The following is a 19,676-nucleotide window of genomic DNA, read 5'->3' on the forward strand; positions in this document are numbered from 1 at the left end:
CCGGAACCGTCCTGTTATGATGAACAACCCGGCATGAACATCATGCCAGGGCAAAAAGTTTTCGTATTTAACCACAGCGTGTGGCTGAAACCAAAAGCTACACGCCTTTGTTGGCTGCTATGTCCGATATTATCCAACTCAACGCCGAAGTGCCTACAGAACTCGGCGGTCAGCGTCTCGACCAGGTAGCGGCTCAGCTGTTCTCTGAATATTCCCGTTCTCGCCTGTCGTCCTGGATCAAGGAAGGCAGCCTAACTGTTGATGGCGCGGTTCTGCGTCCACGTGATCTGGTGCATGGCGGCGCCGTACTGTCCTTGCGCGCGGAGCGAGAAGCGCAGGGTGATTGGGTGGCGCAGGATATCGAGCTCAATATCGTCTATGAGGACGACCATTTGCTCGTGCTGGACAAGCCTGCCGGGCTAGTCGTCCATCCTGCGGCAGGCCATGCCGATGGTACGCTCCTCAATGCGTTGCTCCATCATGCACCGTCGCTGGCAAACGTGCCCCGTGCCGGTATTGTCCATCGTCTGGACAAGGATACGACCGGCCTGATGGTTGTCGCCAAGACCCTGGAAGCACAAACCAATCTGGTGGCCCAGCTTCAGGCACGCTCCGTCAGTCGTATTTATGAGGCGGTTGTAGCGGGCGTGGTGGTTTCCGGCGGTACGGTAGATGCGCCTATAGGTCGTCACTCCCAACGGCGCCAGCAAATGGCTGTGGTTACCGGTGGAAAGCCGGCGGTCAGCCATTATCGTGTCCTGGATCGATTCCGGGCCTATACGCATGTGCGCGTCAAGCTGGAGACTGGCAGAACCCACCAGATACGGGTCCATATGACCCACATTGGCTTTCCGCTGGTAGGGGACCCGGTATACAGCGGGCGTTTCCGAATTCCGCCTGCTACCAACCCAACACTGGTCAAGACGCTTCGAGAGTTTCCTAGGCAAGCGCTGCACGCCCGCTTCCTGGAACTCGATCACCCGGTGACGGGGGAGCGTATGAGCTGGGAGTCTCCTCTGCCTGAGGATATCGTCTGGCTGCTTAGCCTTTTGCGTCAGGATCGTGAGGCGTTTACCGGATGAATGACTGGCTGATTCCCGACTGGCCTGCGCCTGCCAATGTGAGAGGCTGCGTTACGACTCGGTCAGGGGGCGTCAGTCATGGCCCTTATCAGAGCCTTAATCTGGGCGATCATGTGCAGGATGATCCGGCCGCCGTGGCGGAAAACCGGCAACGGTTGGTCGACTCGCTAGGGTGTCGACCCGCCTGGCTAAAGCAGGTGCATGGGATTTCTGTCGTTGAGGCTGATCCGGCCCAAGTGCTTGAGGCTGATGCCTCCTGGACGTCGACGCCTGGCATTGCTGCAACGATCATGACGGCAGACTGCCTGCCTGTCTTTTTTTGTAATCGGCAAGGGACGCGTGTCGCGGCTGCTCATGCTGGATGGCGAGGGCTGGTAAGTGGTGTGCTCGAAGCAACGGCTGCGTCGCTTGAGTCGAGCACACGAGATATCCTGGTGTGGTTTGGGCCTGCAATCGGTCCTGACGCCTTTGAAGTTGGGGCTGAAGTACGCGAGGCGTTTGTGTCAGAGCATTCCCGGGCAAAAACAGCCTTCAAACCCAGCGTCAATGACGGACGCTTCATGGCGGATATTTACCAGCTGGCGCGGTTGCGGCTGGCATCCATCGGCATTGATGCCATCTACGGTGGCGGATGGTGCACGTATACCGACACTGCGCGATTTTATTCCTTTAGGCGCTCCTCGCAGACAGGGCGCCTGGCCAGCCTGATCTGGCTGACCCAACCTCTGGATGAGGCGTAATCCGACTGATCCAGGTCAAATGGCCAGCGCTTGAATCGAGCAGAATTGTCCTTATGTAAGAGGCATCTCGGCGGGTAATCGTTGTGACGCTTTTTATGGTGCGTCCCTGACCCGCGCTCATATAAAGGACATAGTCATGCGAATTGACCGTTTAACCAGTAAATTGCAACTTGCGTTGGCCGACGCCCAATCCCTCGCGGTAGGGCATGACCATCCGGCCATCGAGCCCGTGCATCTTTTTTCTGCCTTGCTGGATCAGCAGGGCGGCTCGATTCTACCGCTGCTTCGTCAGGTCGGCTTTGATATTCAGATGCTCCGCCAGGCCCTGACCAAGGAGCTGGACAGTCTGCCAAAGATTCAGAACCCTACCGGGGATGTCAGCCTGTCTCAGGATCTGGCTCGTCTGTTGAATCAGGCCGATCGGCTGGCTCAGCAGAAGGGAGATCAATTCATTTCAAGCGAGCTGGTGCTGCTGTCTGCTATGGACGAGAACACCAAGCTTGGCAAGATACTGCTGGCGCAGGGGGTTTCCCGTAAGGCTCTGGAAAATGCCGTCAACAACCTGCGCGGCGGTGATGCTGTCAACGATCCTAATGCTGAGGAGTCCCGTCAGGCGTTGGATAAGTTTACGGTTGATCTTACCAAACGCGCGGAGGAGGGCAAGCTTGACCCTGTGATCGGTCGTGACGATGAGATTCGCCGCACTATCCAGGTTCTGCAGCGCCGTACCAAGAATAATCCGGTGCTGATCGGTGAGCCGGGGGTAGGTAAAACAGCCATTGTTGAGGGGTTGGCTCAGCGGATCGTCAACGGTGAAGTGCCCGATGGCCTGAAGGATAAGCGTCTGTTGGCCCTGGACATGGGATCTCTGATTGCCGGTGCCAAATTCCGGGGAGAGTTCGAGGAGCGCCTCAAGGGGGTGTTGAATGAGCTTTCCAAGCAGGAAGGGCGTGTCATCCTTTTTATCGATGAGCTCCATACCATGGTGGGTGCCGGTAAGGCGGAAGGCGCCATGGACGCAGGTAACATGCTCAAGCCTGCATTGGCTCGTGGCGAGCTGCATTGTGTAGGCGCTACCACGCTTGACGAGTATCGCCAGTACATTGAAAAGGACGCCGCCTTGGAGCGTCGCTTCCAAAAGGTCCTGGTCGATGAGCCGAGCGAGGAGGATACCATTGCGATCCTGCGCGGCTTGAAAGAGCGGTATGAAGTGCACCACAAGGTCGCGATTACTGATGGGGCCATCATTGCGGCCGCCAAGCTGTCGCATCGCTACATTACGGATCGGCAACTGCCCGACAAGGCAATTGACCTGATCGACGAGGCCGCAAGCCGTATTCGGATGGAAATCGACTCCAAGCCCGAAGCGCTTGATCGTCTGGAGCGTCGTTTGATCCAGCTGAAGGTTGAGCAGGAAGCGCTCAAGAAAGAAAGTGACGAAGGTGCCCTGAAGCGCCTTGGCAAGCTGCGTGAAGACATCGCCCGGCTCGAGCAGGAATATGCCGATCTGGAAGAAGTCTGGAAGGCTGAGAAAGCGGAGGTTCAAGGTTCTGCACAACTGCAGCAGAAGATTGAACAAGCCAAGCAGGAGCTTGAGTTGGCGCGCCGCAAGGGGGACCTCAACCGTATGGCAGAATTGCAATACGGCATCATTCCTGACCTCGAGCGTAGCCTGCAGATGGTGGACCAGCATGAAAAGCCGGCCAACCAGCTGCTGCGCAACAAGGTGACCGAGGACGAAATTGCTGAAGTGGTCTCCAAGTGGACGGGCATTCCGGTCAGCAAAATGCTCGAAGGCGAGCGTGACAAGCTGCTGCGCATGGAAGATGCGCTTCATCAGCGTGTCATTGGGCAGAATGAGGCGGTGACGGCGGTAGCGAACGCCGTTAGACGCTCGCGTGCAGGATTGGCTGATCCGAACCGGCCGAGCGGGTCGTTCCTGTTCCTGGGCCCAACCGGGGTAGGTAAGACCGAGCTTTGCAAAGCGTTGGCTGAGTTCTTATTCGATACAGAAGACGCCATGATTCGTATCGACATGTCTGAGTTCATGGAGAAACATTCCGTTGCCCGTCTGATTGGTGCGCCTCCGGGATATGTCGGCTATGAGGAAGGTGGCTATCTCACCGAGGCGGTGCGGCGTAAGCCATACTCCGTGGTTCTGCTGGACGAAGTGGAAAAGGCGCATCCGGATGTCTTCAATATCCTGCTGCAAGTGCTGGACGATGGCCGCCTGACTGATAGCCAAGGGCGTACTGTCGACTTCCGTAATGCGGTTGTCGTCATGACTTCGAACCTGGGGTCAGCGCAAATACAGGAGTTGGTTGGCGACCAAGGGGCTCAGCGTGCTGCTGTCATGGATGCGGTGTCGGCCCACTTCCGGCCGGAGTTCATCAACCGTATCGACGAGGTGGTTGTGTTCGAACCGCTCGGACGTGATCAGATCGCTGGTATCGCTGATATTCAACTGAGCCGCCTGCGTCAGCGTCTGGCTGAGCGTGAGCTGGATCTGGCGCTTTCGGCAGAGGCAATGAACAAGCTGGTTGCAGTAGGTTACGACCCTGTCTATGGGGCGCGTCCCTTGAAGCGTGCCATACAGCGCTGGATCGAGAACCCTCTTGCCCAACAGATTCTGTCTGGGCAATTTGTTCCAGGCAGCAAGATAGAGGCGAGGGTAGAGGGCGAAGACATCGTATTTGCTTAGTCTGCTAAAGGGCGCCTTAAGGCGCCCTTTGCGTTTCCAGACGAGGCGTATCTTAAGTGCATGAATTTTTTGCAATAAAATTTGCTAAAGGGTGTTGACACAGGAATCAATACCCGTAAAATGGCGCACCTCAGCTGATGCAGCGCAGCTTAACGCTGAAGAGCAAAGGTTGAGATTGGAAGCTTAGAAGTTCCGCGATAGCTCAGTCGGTAGAGCAAATGACTGTTAATCATTGGGTCCCTGGTTCGAGTCCAGGTCGCGGAGCCAACTTCCTTGTCGGGGTATAGCGCAGCCCGGTAGCGCGCCTGCTTTGGGAGCAGGATGTCGGGAGTTCGAATCCCCCTACCCCGACCATTAAGTGGGTCGTTAGCTCAGTCGGTAGAGCAGTTGGCTTTTAACCAATTGGTCGTAGGTTCGAATCCTACACGACCCACCACTTTCTTATCTAAGCGTTAACCTCCTAAGCATTTCTGCTAAGCAGCGAGTTCTTCGCTGTGTCTCGTTTTAAAGTCTTCTTCTTTTCAGTACATGTTTGTTTGGCGCAGCGCTATTTGCTTTGTGCAAATTCGTCATGTCCAGGGTTTTGTGCCCTGTCTGCACCTTGCAAACAGGGCATCTACCATTTAATGCAGCTTTAGCCTTGGCTTGAGTGTATGGCCCAAGTGATCGCTAATGATCAGCAGCAAGGTTCTGAAGTTTCCATAGAGCGCCCGCTGGTGCAGCCGATAGAGCGACACGTAAAACATGCGCGCCAGCCAACCTTCCAGCATGACGTTCCCGGTCAGATTACCCATCAGGTTGCCCACGGCTGAGTAACGCGAAAGCGAGATCAGTGAGCCATAATCCTTGTAATGGTATTCAGGCAGCGCTTCGCCTTTCAGGCGAGCCGTTATGGATTTCACCAGTAGAGAGGCCTGTTGGTGCGCGGCCTGCGCCCGGGGCGGGACATTACGATTGTCCTCTCCAGACATCGGACACGCCGCGCAATCGCCAAAGGCAAAGATGTCATCATCCTGCGTGGTTTGAAGCGTAGGGCGTACCACCAGCTGATTGATTCGATTGCTTTCCAGCCCGTCCATGTTAGCTAGAAACTCCGGTGCACGAATGCCAGCTGCCCATACCTTAAGCTTGGCAGGGATGAATTCGCCGCTCTTGGTGGTTAGACCATCTTCGGTGATAGAGCTTACGGCTGCGCCCGTTATGAGGCGGACACCTAGTTTCTGCAGCTGCTGAGCGACCGGCTCTCCAATGCGTTCGGGTAATACCGGCAATACACGTGGGCCTGCTTCGATGATCGTGATGCGAAGGTCTTCCGGGCGAATACGATTCAAGCCATAGGAGACCAACTGCTGAGCGGTATTGCGAAGTTCTGCCGCCAGCTCCACGCCAGTGGCGCCAGCGCCAACAATCGCGATATCAATGGGCGCTGCCGTTTCACTGCTTGCCTGAGCATGCAGATATTGATTGAGCAGCTGCTGATGAAAGCGCTCGGCCTGGGCGCGGGTATCCAGAAACAGGCAGTGCTCTGCAGCGCCAGGCGTGCCGAAGTCATTTGTTTTACTGCCGATGGAAATAACGAGCGTGTCATAGGGCATGGTTCGCTCAGCAAGAACTTCCTTGCCTTGCTCGTCGGTGATAGGTGCAAGACGAATGCGCTTATTTGCTCTGTCCAGGCCAGTCAGGCGACCTAGCTGAAACTCAAAGTGATTCCATTTGGCCTGGGCGACATAGTTGAGTTCGTCAGCTGAAGAGTTCAGGGAGCCCGCGGCGATTTCATGCATGAGTGGCTTCCAGATATGGGTCAGGTTGGCATCGACCAACGTGACATGTGCCTGGTTGCGCTTACCGAACTTTCTGCCCAGGCGGGTAGCCAGCTCCAAGCCCCCAGCGCCGCCGCCGACGATTACGATTCGATGTGTCATGGTGTTTCATACTCATAGTGTTGGAATTCTTTGGCGCGGGCAGCCAAGGCGCCTGCGGTGATACGATCCGCTGATGAGTCGGCTCGTATGAAATAATTCGTTGGGTTAGTCGTCGATGACGCTTACGGTATCGCCGACTCTGATGATTCCGCCGCTCAAGATGCGGGCAGTGATTCCACCGTGGCCACGCATCGCTTGAAACGTGCCCGGTCCTAGGCGCTCTTCCAGGCGAGCGCATGGCTGGCACCAGCCGGTTGTTTCGAAAATGGCCTGACCGATCTGAAAGCGGCGATTTTTAAGGCTGAAAAGGTTAATACCTGTGACTGCTATATTGCGGCGCAGGTCCTGAGGTTCAAGCGATCGTCCGATGAGCGCGCTGACAACTGCCAGATGCTCCCATTGGATAAGCGTGACCTGACGTGCATTGCGTGGGCTGGGGCGGGTATGGTCGCCCGTCAAGCCAGCCTCGCGGCGAGCCTCAACAGCATTAACAATGATCATCTCTGCTCGAGCGGCGGGGCGGACACCCATCCACTGTACGGTTCCCGTTTGAGGCACAGCTGTCAAAAGCTCTTTTAGCGGTATCATCAGGTGGGCCTATTACGATAGTAGGGTAGCGGCGTACAACGCCCTTGCTCTAGAGGAGGCTTGCGGATCTGCGGCAGATGTTCTGCTTACATTGAAAAATGACAGGCGTGAATATTTTTACAGTGATGACAGCGAAATGCCAGTCACCCTGGCGCTGCTCGCTGATACAGTTTTCACTCTTTGAACCAGTAACTGGAGGCTCCATGCGCGTCTTGCGCTCTGTGCTATTGCTGATTGCTTTACTGCCCGGATTGACCTGGGCACTGGCGCCAGGAGAGCGCCTTGCACCCTGGACGCTGTTGGATCAGAACGACCAGCCTTATACGCTGGACGATAATCTGCAGGTTCTGCTGGTTGCACGCAGCATGACGGGTGCAAATCTCGTGAAGGCGGCTTTGAAGGATCAGCCCAAGGGCTATCTAGAGGCTAACAAGGTAGCCTTCCTGGCTGATATCAGTCAGATGCCCAAGGTGATATCGACGTTGTTCGCCATTCCTGCCATGCGTGACTATAACTACCGCGTGCTATTGGATCATGAAGGGCGGGTGGCGCCCCGTTACCCTGGTGACAAGGAAAAGGTTCTTTGGCTCATGCTGGATCATGGCCGTTTCGTAGGGCAGCGGGAGTTTGATTCTGCCGAAGGGTTGAAAGATGCGTTAAAGGCCAAGGCCAAATAAGGGAGGCGCTAGCCGAAACGTTATTGAGCGCTTCGGCTTAAGGCCGGATGTGGCGAAAATGGTCAGTATGGGACGCCATGGAGCAGTGGTTCAATGGTCCCGGCGTGGCATGTCTTCTGAAAACAAATCGTCTTCCAGATCGTTGCCGGGAATGGCGTGCTCCTCTGCTGCCCAGGCGCCCAGGTCTATTAGTTTGCAGCGGTCTGAACAGAAGGGGCGGTTGGGGCTGGCTTCGCTCCACTCTACGGGGGCGCCGCACGTAGGGCAATCTACAGTCAAAGGTGGCTTAGGCATGCTTGCCTCCTTGTAGGGTGAGATAAAAGTGATGCAGGCGTTCGACATGCTCATGTAGCTGCGCAAGCGTCCCGTCATTAATGAGGACATCATCCGCGTGTTTCAAGCGCTCGTCTCGCTTCATTTGCGCCTGAAGGATGGCCTTGATCTGTGTCTCGTCAGCCTGATCGCGCCGCATGGCGCGTTCGAGCTGCAAAGCTTCCGGCACATCTACGACGAGTACCCGTTGGGTCAGCTGCGTCTGGCCGGATTCGATAAGCAAAGGGGAAACCAGAACGGCATAGGGCGATGTGGCTTCGTTTAATGCTCGAATGATTTCCTGGCGGATCAAAGGGTGTAACAACGACTCAAGCCAGTGCCTTTCTTCGGGGATGGCGAATATACGAGCACGCAGCCCTGGGCGATTCAGGCGGCCATCATCGAGCAGGATATCGCTGCCAAAATGCAGAGCAATCTGTTCAAGAGCGGGCTGACCAGGCTCTACCACCCAGCGGGCCGCGTGATCAGCATCTACTGTGTGAATGCCCAGCGAGCCGAAATGTTCGGCAGCGGCGCTTTTACCGCTGCCAATCCCGCCCGTAAGGCCGAGAATCCAAGGGTTGCTCATCAAAAACCGGCAAAGTGAAGGTACATGCCTGTTATTTGATCACCCCAAAGCAAAGCAATCCACCCCGCAATGGCCAGATAAGGCCCAAACGGTATCGGGGTGCTGTTTTCGGCATTCTTGAGGCGAAGCAGAATGATGCCGAGGATTGCGCCCACTAAAGAAGACAGCAATATCGTAAGCGGTAGGATTTGCCAGCCACCCCAGGCGCCCAGCATGGCCAACAGCTTGAAGTCGCCAAAGCCCATGCCTTCCTTGCCTGTGATCAGCCTGAAAAGCTGGAAGACCACCCACAAGCTCATATAGCCCGCTGCTGCGCCCCAGACTGCATCGGAAAGGCTAGAGAAGAGCTCAAATTGATTAACCAGCAGGCCAACCCATAGCAACGGAAGAACGATGACGTCAGGAAGAATCTGATGATCGGCATCAATCAGGCTGGCGGCGAGCAGGCTCCAGGTTAGTAACAGGGCGCTGGCTGCCTGCCAGGTAAAGCCAAAATGCCAGACAACAAACAGGGAAAGCAGGCCGCATGTTAATTCAACCAGCGGATAGCGAGCGCTGATAGGGGCCTTGCAGCTAGAGCACTTACCACGCAGCATGACATAGCTGATAACAGGGATGTTTTCCCATGGCCGAATGCGATGTTGACAGTGAGGACAATGGGAGTGGGGCTTGGCAAGGTTATAGGTTTCCGCCTCGCCTTCGCTGGGTAACTCCAGCATTTGGCGGGACTGGGCTATCCAGTCCCGCTCAAGCATTTTGGGAAGCCGGTGTACGACCACATTGAGAAAGCTGCCAACCAATAAGCCTAGTACCAGCGTACAACCCAAGTATGCGGCGGGGTAGGTTGCCAAAAGCTCGATAGCCTCCATTAAACAACCGAGCCCAGCTGGAAGATAGGAAGGTACATGGCGATGATCAAACCGCCCACCAGTACGCCCAGAACCGCCATGATCATAGGCTCCATCAGAGCGGTAAGGCTGTCGACCATGTTGTCCACTTCTTCTTCATAGAAAGCGGCCACTTTATCCAGCATTTCGTCCAGTGCACCCGACTCCTCACCGATGGCCGTCATTTGCACTGCCATAGAAGTAAACACGGCAGTGGTTCGCATGGAGAAGTTCAGCTGCATACCGGTCGAGACGTCTTGCTTGATCTTGTCGACGGCATTGCGGAAGACAACGTTACCCGTAGCCCCTGAAACTGAGTCCAGTGCATCTACCAGCGGTACGCCCGCAGCAAAGGTAGTGGACAGCGTACGCGCATAGCGTGCAATCGCAGACTTATAAAGAATGGCGCCCACGACAGGTATTTTGAGTACAAAACGGTCAACGGCATCGCGGAATTTTTCAGACCGTTTGTGCGCCATTTGAAAGCCGAAACCTAAAGCGAAAAGGGCCAGCAGAACGATGAACCACCATTCCTGCAAGGTTTCTGAAAGGCCAATTACCATTAATGTAAATGCGGGCAGCTCTGCGCCAAAGCCCTCGAAGACGGATTGGAACTGAGGTACAACCTTAATCAGTAGAATGGCTGAAACCACAATCGCTACCACTACAACCGCGGCAGGGTAGGTCATAGCCTTTTTGATTTTTTTCTTGAGCTGCTCGGTTTTTTCTTTGTAAGTCGCTACGCGATCCAGCAGCGTTTCCAGCGCACCAGACTGCTCACCCGCATCAACCAGGTTGCAGTAGAGGTCATCGAAGTATTGGGGCTTTTTACGCAACGAGCTAGACAGGCTGTTACCCGCCGCCACGTCCTGCTTGATGTCGTCGACCAGCTTGCGCATGTTCGGATTATCAAAGCCTTCGCTGATAATGTCGAACGATTGCAGCAAAGGAACACCTGCCCCCAGCATGGTAGCCAGCTGGCGAGTGAATAGGGCGATGTCCATCGGCTTGATCTTTTTGCCGCGGCTGAAGATCGAGACTGATTTTTTGCGTACGCGCGTGGGGTTGATCCCCTGTTTGCGTAGTTGGGCCTTGACCAGGGCAGGGTTCAGCCCGGTCATCTCGCCCTTGATCTTGACGCCTTTACGGTCCGTTCCCTCCCAGGTAAAAGCGCTCATTTTTAATGCTTTGTCGGCCATGCAATCCGCTCTTCAGGTGCTGGAGTGCGTCTTGTCAATGTGCAGCCATGCTGTTTGACGACGTCCACTCTTGTTCATGTGACTGACCAGCCCTTCATGGGCATCGAGTGGACACGCAAAGTTCGCGCCAATCAGTCCTTGGTGACGCGGTTTACTTCTTCCAGGCTGGTTACACCTTGCATGGCCTTGAGCAAACCAGATGTTCGTAAGTCATTAAAGCCCTCTTCACGCGACTTACGGGCAATCTCGATCGAGTTGCCTTCTTCCATGATCAGGTTCTGCATGGCAGATGTGATCTTTACCACTTCATAAATACCTACGCGGCCACGGTAGCCGTTATTGCACTCCTCGCAACCAACAGGTGAGTACAGCGTAAACTTGCCGATCTGGCTTTCAGGGAAGCCTTCACTTAACAGGGTTTCTTTTGGCACATCATGCGGCTTTTTGCATTTAGGGCACAGCTTGCGTGCCAGCCGTTGAGCAATGATTAGGTTAACCGATGTGGCAATGTTAAAGGCAGGTACGCCCATGTTCCGAAGGCGCGTCAGTGTTTCTGCCGCGCTGTTGGTATGCAGCGTCGACATAACCATGTGGCCCGTTTGTGCAGCCTTGATTGCAATCTCTGCCGTTTCAAGGTCGCGGATCTCGCCCACCATGATCACGTCAGGATCTTGACGGAGAAACGCTCTGAGTGCCTGAGCAAAGTCCATTCCTTGACGCGGGTTGACGTTAACCTGGTTGATACCCTCCAGGTTGATCTCTACCGGGTCTTCTGCCGTCGAGATATTGATATCGACTGTATTGAGGATATTCAAGCCTGTGTACAGCGATACCGTTTTGCCGGAGCCCGTAGGGCCAGTCACCAGAATCATGCCCTGTGGTTGGCTAAGCGCCTCCATATACAGCTCTTTCTGGCGCTCTTCATAACCCAACGCATCAATACCCATCTGCGCGCTGGAGGGATCGAGAATTCGCATCACGATCTTCTCACCCCAAAGGGTAGGCAGGGTATTCACACGGAAATCGATGGACTTGCTTTTGGAAACCTTGAGCTTCACGCGCCCATCCTGAGGCTTGCGGCGTTCGGAGATGTCCATGCTCGCCATAACCTTCAGGCGGGCTGAAATACGTGGGGCCAGCTGAATAGGCGGGCGCGCCATCTCGTGCATGACGCCATCGGTACGAAAACGCACTCGATACATTTTCTCGTAAGGCTCAAAGTGCAGGTCAGACGAGCCGCGCTTGATGGCGTCGAGCAGCATTTTGTTGACGAAGCGGACAACTGGGGCGTCGTCCGCGTCTACTTCAGACTTTTTTTCTTCTTCTGTATTGATCTCGATGTCGAGGTCGATATCACCAAGATCCAGCCCGCCGGTGCCGTTATCCAGGTACTGATCAATGGCGTTATGAAGTTTGTCATCCTCAACCAGTATAGGTTCGGCAGTCAGCCCTGTGCTGAACTGTATGTCATTGATCGCTTGCTGGTTGGTCGGGTCGGATATACCAATAAAGAGCTTATTGCCGCGCTTGGCTAGCGGCAGGAAGTGATGCTGCTGCATCAGCTTCTCACTCACGACCTCCTTGGGCAGGGACTCCTTATCAACCGCGCTCAGGTCTAAAAACGCCAAACCAAATTGTTCAGCAGACAGCTCCGCAATCGCGCGGCTCTTAACGAGGCGATTCTGAACCAGGTGCGTCACCAATGGGACTTTACTGACCTTGCTCTGCGCAACCGCACTTTGAGCCGTTTTTTCATCTAGCAGCTCCGCCAAAACAAGCTGACGGGCAAGACCAGAGAGGGGCGCTAAATCATTCATAAGACGGGCCGATAAGAATAAGCGATGCCTGCCTTATAGCAGTCGAAAGCAGTCGTATCAAATACGCTCTTTTGCATGACAATTATTGTCAGTACTTGCCATGCAGGCGAAGCGGCAGGGAATCTATTTCACATAAATACTGTGCTCTAGGCGGTTGGCACGCTGAATGCTTAGGGAGAATCAGGCATGTTGAGCCTACTTCTTCTAATGGAGACAAGCATGAAAGCTCAAAAAGGTTTTACTCTAATTGAATTAATGATCGTAGTTGCGATCATTGGTATTTTGGCTGCAATAGCTATTCCTCAGTATCAGAATTATGTAGGGCGCGCAAACGTTGCTTCTGCCGTTTCTACTTTGTCAAGTAATAAAACAGGATTGGAAGATTACGTACTTAATTATGGGGAGTTCCCTGATGGATCGACTGCTCCACAAGCAGCAACTGATACTACTCCTGCGGTTCGTGGAGAAAGACCGTCTGATCTTGGAATAGTTACTCCTACTTTCGGTACTTTGAGTTTGGCAGATAAAAATAAGGGAGCAGGGTATATTCAAATTAAGTTTACTCAGGGTAATCCAGGAGTAAACGGAAAGATTGTTCGTATGAGTCGGGACGAAAATGGTACTTGGACCTGCGGCTCTAATGTTGATGAAAAATTTATCGATAAAAGCTGCAAATATGACAGTGCCGTGCAGTAATGTATTAATTTTGCCGGTGTAGCTCAGTTGGTAGAGCAGCGCATTCGTAATGCGAAGGTCGTAGGTTCGACTCCTATCTCCGGCACCATACTTAAGCCCAGCTAAATTAGCTGGGCTTTTTGTTTTAGGCGAACATACTAGTTTAGCGTTAAGGCGAGTTACTTAACTGTTGTAGACTAAAATTTAGATATGGATATTTGTTATTACCTAAAACTTCGGTGAGCTTCGCTTGCCCCTTTTTAAGGGGCTTTGTGGGTCGGGTGCTGGCTTGGGGAGTAATAAAAGGCAGCGCTCTTGCTCAAAAAGCAATAGCTTGGCGTAACTATCCTTGCTGATGTTCGCAGAAAATTGGCCAAAAGGTTTTCTAGCAATATCCTGGCCAGACTCGCGCGTGGAAAGCGCAGCGCTACCGGCAAGCTTCTTCTTAATGCGTTTCTGTGAAGTCTCCAGACCAATCAGCGTTTGGCTGGCGATTGGTCGAAATCTTGATGGTTAGCTCACGCTTCTCAGGGTACGATTAGCGGGTAAAGGCAACTTTATGGATGAACGCTGTTCAGATTCCCTCACTAGAGATGGGAGTCGCCGTAGCTCAACCATAAACATGATCAAGGTCATACCTATGCGGTGATCTCGGTTAGCTGGTACAGCTACTCTGTAATGATGATCAACGCAACGTTCACTTATCAACGCTATGGGATCAACGTTGTTCAAGGCTCGTAACGTGGTATGCAGGCAGGCTGGTCATAACGGTACGCTGCAGGAGGCGGGCAATGCAGAACGACGCTAATGTGGTTCATTTCAAAACGCTCAGTGATGCGGCGTTGCGGATTCCTGCTGCCCTCGTTCCGGTACGCGACAAAGCTGCCCAGCGGCTCAATGCAGCGCTCCAGCAATTGTTTGATAACGCAGACGATGCGTTGTTCGAGATGGCTGACCGCGCCACCAGCAACAACGAGCAGAATCTGTTCTTCGAAGCGATGCGTGACTTGCGCCTGAAGCGCAAGACGATCGAGCGTAATTTTTTGCAGCGCTACTTTGAGCGTTTCGCGGGCCTGAATCAGGCAGATACGGCAAAAAATACTGCACAGCTCGACGCCATTTCGTTCGAGGATCTGAGTCTGGTCCAGAATGACCAGCTCGAAGAGTCTGTCGCACTCGATACAATGGTGACCAAAGCTGTCACCCGTAATGCGCTGGCCCTGGGCCATCTAAGTATTCGTTTCAACACCCAGTTAAGCCGAACGCTGGACGAAAACTCTAACCCGTTGGCGCCTCGCCCCTTGTGCGAAGCGTTTCTGGATGCGTGCCGTGGTTTGGGTGTCGAGATCAAGGTCAAGCTGATCATTCTCAAGCTGTTCGAGCGTTTTGTGCTGAACGGTTTGGACCGTGTGTATGCCGAGGCGAATCAGCAGCTGATCGATGCGGGGATTCTCCCTCATCTCAAGCTGGCGCCGCCGCGCAATACGGGGCGCAGTGCATCGGGTTATACCGGCCGCACGGCATCCACCACGCCGGACAGCGAACAGGATCAGGAAGTATTCAGCGCGCTGCAGGGGCTGCTGGCGCAGGTACGTCGCAGTGGCGGCGGCTCAATGGGCCTATCTGGCGGTGAGCCAGCAGGCACGGCTGAGCTTCATCCTATTACCAGTTACGACCTGATGCGGCTGTTGTCCCACTTGCAGCAGCATGTGCCTTCGCATGTCGAGAACAGCTATGACCTGCGCGGGATGCTGGATGATGCGCTGGGGCGTATCAGTGCGCGTAGCGGTCGAAAGCGGGTAGTGGGGCAGGTTGATGATGATGTTATCAATCTAGTATCCATGCTGTTTGAGTTCATCCTTGATGACCTGACACTGCCTGATTCCTTGAAAGCGCTGATTGCCCGTCTGCAGATTCCCATGCTCAAGGTGGCGGTGCTGGATAAGGCCTTTTTCAGCCGACCCAATCATCCGGCCCGTAAGCTCTTGAATGAGATTGCGGCAGCTTCGCTCGGTTGGGAAGAGCAGAATGAACTGCAGCGCGATGGGCTTTATCTGAAGATCGAGCAGATCGTTCAGCGGCTGCTCAGTGATTTTGTGGATGACCCGGATATCTTCAGCGAGCTGCTGAATGACTTCCTGGCCTATATGAGTGATGAGCGTCGCCGGAGTGAGTTGCTTGAGCAGCGCACACGGGATGCGGAAGAGGGGCGTGCGCGGGCTGAGCAAGCTCGCCAGCAGGTAGAGGCCGCGCTGAATGAGCGGTTGGTTGGGCGTACTCTGCCGGAAGTAGTGGTTCGGGTCATTCGCGAGGCGTGGAGTCAGGTACTCCTGTTGACGTGTCTCAAGCAGGGCTATGGCTCTGCTGAATGGCTCGCCGCGCTGCAGACGATGGATGATTTAATCTGGAGTGTTGAGCCGCATGAAGATGCCGGCTCGCGGCAGAAGTTGCTGGGTATGGTGCCGGGGCTGCTCAAGGCCTTGCGTGAAGGGCTTGCCAGCGCGGCCTTCGATCCATTCTCTACCAGTGAGTTTTTCACCCAGCTTGAAGCCCTGCATGTACAGACATTCCAGCAGGCTAAGCGCGTCGAGCACGGTGCGGCGGCGGTAGCCCATGAGCCACTAGCAGCGATGGTTGAGGTGGCTGATGAGATCGTGCTTCAGCCGGTTCAGGCCAAGCCTGCCGAGACAGAGTTCAAGCCGGATGAGGAATCGCTCAGAACGATCGATGCTATCCATGTGGGTAGCTGGATTGAGCTGACCGAGGCCGATGATCACAAGGTCCGCTGCAAGCTGGCGGCGGTTATTAAGTCTGCTGGACGTTATATTTTTGTAAATCGCGCAGGCATGAAGGTGATGGAAAAGTCACGTGAAAGCCTGGCTGTCGACTTGAGTCATGGAAAGCTGCGTATTCTGGACGATGCCCTGTTGTTTGATCGAGCGCTGGAATCCGTCATCGGAAATCTTCGCACGCTCAAACGCACCTGATCCCTTTCCGCTTATCTAAACACCGATCATGGGGCCGCTCGGATCGGTGTTCTTGGTCCTTCTGCCGCTCTGGTTTACATTAAGCGCTCACAGGAGTTCTTATGTCCCCAGATTTTCAGGCGGGATGGTGGGCTCACGCCCAGCGTTGCCCATCACCCAACTACAATGAGCGTCCCGTGGGAGAGCAGGTCTCGCTGCTGGTTATCCACAACATCAGTTTGCCGCCCGGCCAGTTTGGGACGGGAAAGGTCCAGCCTTTCTTTCAAAACACGCTGGACTGCAGTGAACATCCCTTTTTTCAGGAAATAGCCTCGTTAAGGGTGTCAGCCCATTTTCTGATTGAACGTACAGGCGCTGTGACGCAGTTTGTGTCCTGTGACGATCGTGCCTGGCACGCTGGCGTATCCTGTTTTGCGGGCAGGGAAGGTTGTAATGATTTTTCGATAGGGATTGAGCTGGAAGGTACTGATACCGAGCCTTATACGCAGGCGCAATACCATGTGCTTGAGCAACTGACGTGCGATGTGCTTCGGCATTACCCAGCCATAACACCTGACCGTATTTGCGGGCATAGTGATATTGCACCAGACCGCAAGACCGATCCTGGGCCTGCCTTCGATTGGGACCGGTATCGGGCATCTTTGACAGGGGAGGGTAAATGACCTTTCTGAGCTTATTGCTTGTATTGGGCGTTGTATGGACAACCCGCTGGCGGTTGCGGCTGCAGCGTGATGGCTGGTGGCGCGCGCTGTTGGCTGAGGTAGCGCTGCATGTAGGGCGTCATAGCTCTATCGCGCTGATCGTTGTGGTAGGTGTGCCCCTGCTGATATTGGCTCTGGTGTTGGCAGTATTAAAGCCGGTTGCCTATGGCTGGCTGTTGTTGCCCGTACATGTGCTCGTGCTGTTATATAGCCTGGGCCGGCATGACCCCAGGCAGGCATTGGCAGGTTTCAGGGATTCCTGGCGGCGGGGTGATCTGGAGGCCGCGGCCCTACGTGCAGAGCAGGACTTGGGCCTTCAAGCGGAAACGCCGGATGGGCTCTTGGCGCGTGTGCAAGAGCAGCTGCTATGGCGAGGCCACGAGGGCTTCTTTGCCGTGATTTTCTGGTACGTTGTGCTGGGACCGCTCATGGCGTTGGCTTATCGGCTGGTTGCGCTGACGGCTGCCCATGCGCGTAGCCCTGCCTTGCGCGCCCATGCAGAACAGCTGTGCCATGCCTTTGATTGGCTGCCGGCACGCTTACTCACTGCCAGCTTTGCGCTAGTCGGTGATTTTCTTTGCGCCAGCCGCGCAACGTTATCCGAGTGGTTGAACTGGGATATTCCCACTCCCAAGCTGCTGGCTGATGCCGGTCGCGCTGCGGCTGATTTGCCTGTGGCTTTGGATGCCGAGGCGGGTGTTCACAGTCTTGATACGTTGTGGCAGTTACTCGTCAGGGCTGCTGTGCTCTGGTACGTCTTGTTAGCGCTCTGGACCGTAGTAGGGCGCTAGTCTTCTAAAGCGCGTCAGGGTCCCACCCAAAGACGGCACATGCATTGGTTGTACTGGCCTGGGCAAGTGCTTCGGAGGTCACGCCGAACAGCTCGGCCAGTGCCGCGCAGATGGCAGGCAAGTGGGTAGGGCTGTTACGGATGCCTGGGTACATGGCAGGGGCCATGTCAGGGGCGTCGGTTTCCAAAACGATGCCGTCCAGCGGCAGCCGCGGCACGACCTTTCTCAGTCGATTGGCTTGCGGCCATGTCGGCGCGCCGCCCAAGCCCAGCTTGAATCCTAGTTTCAGGTACTCCCGTGCTTCTTCGTAACTGCCTGCAAAAGCGTGAACAACGCCCGCTCTGGGCGGCTTGTAGCGTTTTAGCGTGGCGATGACATCGGCATGGGCTTTTCTGACGTGCAGCAGGCTCGGCAGTTCGTATTCGATGGCCAATTCGAGATGTGATTCGAAAAGCGTCTGCTGGCGTGCCTTGTCGGGCTGCTCGATATAGTAATCCAGTCCGAATTCACCCAGTGCGCAAAGCTTGGGATGACCAGCCCATTGATCCAGCCATGCCCTGAGCGTGTCGATGTCGCTCTCCTTGTGCACGTCCAAATAGCAGGGATGCAGGGCCAGGGCCGCGTAGAGCGGCTCATGGGCCAGCGCGGTAGACCATAACTGCGACCATAGGGATTCTTCGACACCAATCAGCATCTGACGCCGTACGCCTAGCGATGCGCACTGGTGCAGGAGTGCCTCCCGATCATCGTCGAACCCGGGAAAGTCTAGGTGGTTATGGGTATCGATCAACATGGTAGGGGCCAGCTAGTCCTTGTGACGAGTCTTGAGCTGCCGTGGGATGGCATGAACACCGGGCTCGTAATGGTGGGATTCGATGGCATCCAGCATGAGGTTCAGGGCCTGCTCTGCAATGAGTTCGTGCTGCTGATAGAGTCCGTTGACCTTGATGGGAACGAAGTCGAGCAGCTGGGCGTCACCAAAGGTGGCGAGACGCAGATGGGAAGGCCAGCCTTCGGCCTGCTGTTGGAAAACATCGAAAACGCCTTCCAGCAGCACGTATGCCGTCGTAATGATCGCATCAGGCATATGGCCCAGTTCGCTCATCAGGTCCAGCATCAGGTCGCGTCCACAGGTACGGCTGAACTGCTCGCCATAGCGAATCAGCTTCTTGCCGTTGAAGTCCTGCAAGGCCGATTCGAAACCTGCGGCGCGCTCACGGCTGATGACAAGGTCCGGGCGGGCCGCGATCAGGGCGATTTCTCGAGGCGGCGTATCCAGCAGGGTCTTCGTCAGAAGGGCGCTGGCGGTCCGGTCGTCACTGACGACAGAGCAGAACTGGCTGGGATCGAGCTGACGGTCCACGGCTACCACAGGCAATCCCTCTGCCTGCAGGCGGCGATAGGGCGTATCGTCATCGGCCAGACAGCTGGCGGTGATAAGGCCATCGCAGCGGCGTGCGCGAAACAGCGAGAGCAATTGCCGTTCGGTATCGGGCTCATCGTCGGTACAGGCAATGAGCAGTTGATAGCCCCGCAGCCGGGCTCTGATTTCCAGCTGCTTGGCCAGCCGTGCATAGCTGGGGTTTTCCAGGTCAGGCAGGATGAACCCTAGCGTCAGGGTCTGGCCGCGACGCAAGCCAGCGGCGCGCTGGTCTGGCTGGTAGCCGTATTGTTCGACCACTTGCTGTACGCGCGTGACGGTGGCTGGGCTGATGCGCCGCTGGTCGGCTTTTCCGTTAATGACGTAGCTGGCCGTGGTCACGGAGACGCCTGCCAGTCGAGCTATATCACTGAGCTTCAAAACGATTCCTCTTGTGGCCGTGCGGTCTGGAACGCCTTTCTTGCTTATATGACCGCAATACCTTGCCTTTCATTGACGATAATCCATTTTCGAAAACAGACGGTCCGGTATCTAAGGAAGGTCTGAAGTAGCCCTGTATTTCCGGTCGACTTCAGCCCTCGCTGCTTTTGAAAGCGGGCCGTCGATCAAAATCGACCAGGTAACCCG

17 protein-coding genes and 4 tRNA genes are annotated in these 19,676 nt (G+C 55.0%); 12 read left to right on the forward strand and 9 right to left on the reverse strand.

What is annotated here, in order from left to right; genetic code table 11:
* Positions 1-119 precede the first annotated feature (119 nt).
* The 6 genes from rluD to HMPREF1487_RS13425 all read left to right on the forward strand — a co-directional run bounded on the left by rluD (position 120) and on the right by HMPREF1487_RS13425 (position 4,959).
* The gene (gene rluD, locus HMPREF1487_RS13400; protein WP_010797198.1) at positions 120-1,082 is read left to right on the forward strand and encodes a 23S rRNA pseudouridine(1911/1915/1917) synthase RluD; all 963 of its coding nucleotides are present in this window, start codon (positions 120-122) and stop codon (positions 1,080-1,082) included.
* On the forward strand, positions 1,079-1,822 hold the full coding sequence (gene pgeF, locus HMPREF1487_RS13405; protein ID WP_010797199.1) for a peptidoglycan editing factor PgeF: 744 nt from the start codon (positions 1,079-1,081) through the stop codon (positions 1,820-1,822). The genes rluD and pgeF overlap by 4 nt, the downstream gene beginning before the upstream one ends.
* Positions 1,823-1,958: 136 nt before the next feature.
* Positions 1,959-4,523 (forward strand): ATP-dependent chaperone ClpB, encoded by a 2,565-nt coding sequence (clpB, locus tag HMPREF1487_RS13410; RefSeq protein WP_010797200.1) that lies wholly within the window; start codon positions 1,959-1,961, stop codon positions 4,521-4,523.
* A 191-nt stretch (positions 4,524-4,714) separates the two neighbouring features.
* Positions 4,715-4,790: transfer RNA gene (locus tag HMPREF1487_RS13415), tRNA-Asn, on the forward strand.
* Between the two features lie 10 nt (positions 4,791-4,800).
* Positions 4,801-4,877, forward strand: a tRNA-Pro gene (locus tag HMPREF1487_RS13420).
* 6 nt (positions 4,878-4,883) lie between these two features.
* Positions 4,884-4,959 (forward strand) — tRNA-Lys (locus tag HMPREF1487_RS13425).
* A gap of 187 nt (positions 4,960-5,146) precedes the next feature.
* Here the strand turns inward: HMPREF1487_RS13425 and HMPREF1487_RS13430 are convergent.
* Positions 5,147-6,445 carry an NAD(P)/FAD-dependent oxidoreductase gene (locus HMPREF1487_RS13430; protein ID WP_010797201.1) on the reverse strand — a complete coding sequence of 433 codons (1,299 nt, stop codon included), beginning with the start codon at positions 6,443-6,445 and terminating at the stop codon, positions 5,147-5,149.
* A 105-nt stretch (positions 6,446-6,550) separates the two neighbouring features.
* Positions 6,551-7,033: an MOSC domain-containing protein gene (locus HMPREF1487_RS13435; protein ID WP_010797202.1), complete on the reverse strand. Its 483-nt coding sequence runs from the start codon at positions 7,031-7,033 to the stop codon at positions 6,551-6,553.
* Between the two features lie 203 nt (positions 7,034-7,236).
* Between HMPREF1487_RS13435 and HMPREF1487_RS13440 the strand changes: the two genes are divergently transcribed.
* A complete protein-coding gene (locus HMPREF1487_RS13440) occupies positions 7,237-7,710 on the forward strand; it encodes a hypothetical protein (RefSeq protein ID WP_010797203.1) in 474 nt (157 codons plus the stop codon).
* A gap of 90 nt (positions 7,711-7,800) precedes the next feature.
* Here HMPREF1487_RS13440 and yacG read toward each other — a convergent pair whose 3' ends face one another.
* From yacG to pilB, 5 genes are all read right to left on the reverse strand, one after another.
* Entirely contained in the window at positions 7,801-8,004 is a 204-nt protein-coding gene (yacG, locus tag HMPREF1487_RS13445; protein WP_010797204.1) for a DNA gyrase inhibitor YacG, read from the reverse strand.
* A complete protein-coding gene (gene coaE, locus HMPREF1487_RS13450) occupies positions 7,997-8,611 on the reverse strand; it encodes a dephospho-CoA kinase (protein ID WP_010797205.1) in 615 nt (204 codons plus the stop codon). The genes yacG and coaE overlap by 8 nt, the downstream gene beginning before the upstream one ends.
* Positions 8,611-9,480, reverse strand: coding sequence for a prepilin peptidase (locus HMPREF1487_RS13455; protein ID WP_010797206.1), 870 nt, complete (start codon positions 9,478-9,480; stop codon positions 8,611-8,613). The genes coaE and HMPREF1487_RS13455 overlap by 1 nt, the downstream gene beginning before the upstream one ends.
* Positions 9,480-10,697 carry a type II secretion system F family protein gene (locus HMPREF1487_RS13460; protein WP_010797207.1) on the reverse strand — a complete coding sequence of 406 codons (1,218 nt, stop codon included), beginning with the start codon at positions 10,695-10,697 and terminating at the stop codon, positions 9,480-9,482. Before HMPREF1487_RS13460 ends, HMPREF1487_RS13455 begins: the two co-directional genes overlap by 1 nt.
* A 131-nt stretch (positions 10,698-10,828) precedes the next feature.
* A complete protein-coding gene (gene pilB / locus HMPREF1487_RS13465; protein ID WP_010797208.1) occupies positions 10,829-12,514 on the reverse strand; it encodes a type IV-A pilus assembly ATPase PilB in 1,686 nt (561 codons plus the stop codon).
* Between the two features lie 219 nt (positions 12,515-12,733).
* Here pilB and HMPREF1487_RS13470 point away from each other — a divergent pair, with 219 nt between their 5' ends.
* From HMPREF1487_RS13470 to ampE, 5 genes are all read left to right on the forward strand, one after another.
* Positions 12,734-13,210, forward strand: coding sequence for a pilin (locus tag HMPREF1487_RS13470; RefSeq protein WP_010797209.1), 477 nt, complete (start codon positions 12,734-12,736; stop codon positions 13,208-13,210).
* A gap of 12 nt (positions 13,211-13,222) precedes the next feature.
* A tRNA-Thr gene (locus HMPREF1487_RS13475) sits at positions 13,223-13,298 on the forward strand.
* A 682-nt stretch (positions 13,299-13,980) separates the two neighbouring features.
* Positions 13,981-16,176: a DUF1631 domain-containing protein gene (locus HMPREF1487_RS13480; protein ID WP_010797210.1), complete on the forward strand. Its 2,196-nt coding sequence runs from the start codon at positions 13,981-13,983 to the stop codon at positions 16,174-16,176.
* Between the two features lie 101 nt (positions 16,177-16,277).
* On the forward strand, positions 16,278-16,838 hold the full coding sequence (ampD, locus tag HMPREF1487_RS13485; RefSeq protein ID WP_010797211.1) for a 1,6-anhydro-N-acetylmuramyl-L-alanine amidase AmpD: 561 nt from the start codon (positions 16,278-16,280) through the stop codon (positions 16,836-16,838).
* On the forward strand, positions 16,835-17,668 hold the full coding sequence (gene ampE / locus HMPREF1487_RS13490) for a regulatory signaling modulator protein AmpE (protein WP_010797212.1): 834 nt from the start codon (positions 16,835-16,837) through the stop codon (positions 17,666-17,668). Before ampD ends, ampE begins: the two co-directional genes overlap by 4 nt.
* 4 nt (positions 17,669-17,672) lie before the next feature.
* Here ampE and HMPREF1487_RS13495 read toward each other — a convergent pair whose 3' ends face one another.
* Both HMPREF1487_RS13495 and cra read right to left on the reverse strand, forming a co-directional pair.
* Positions 17,673-18,461 (reverse strand): TatD family hydrolase, encoded by a 789-nt coding sequence (locus tag HMPREF1487_RS13495; RefSeq protein ID WP_010797213.1) that lies wholly within the window; start codon positions 18,459-18,461, stop codon positions 17,673-17,675.
* Between the two features lie 12 nt (positions 18,462-18,473).
* Positions 18,474-19,469 carry a catabolite repressor/activator gene (gene cra / locus HMPREF1487_RS13500; RefSeq protein WP_010797214.1) on the reverse strand — a complete coding sequence of 332 codons (996 nt, stop codon included), beginning with the start codon at positions 19,467-19,469 and terminating at the stop codon, positions 18,474-18,476.
* Between the last annotated feature and the right edge of the window lie 207 nt (positions 19,470-19,676).

This window comes from Pseudomonas sp. HPB0071, from assembly GCF_000478505.2.
In the GTDB taxonomy this organism is placed as follows: domain Bacteria; phylum Pseudomonadota; class Gammaproteobacteria; order Pseudomonadales; family Pseudomonadaceae; genus Chryseomonas; species Chryseomonas luteola.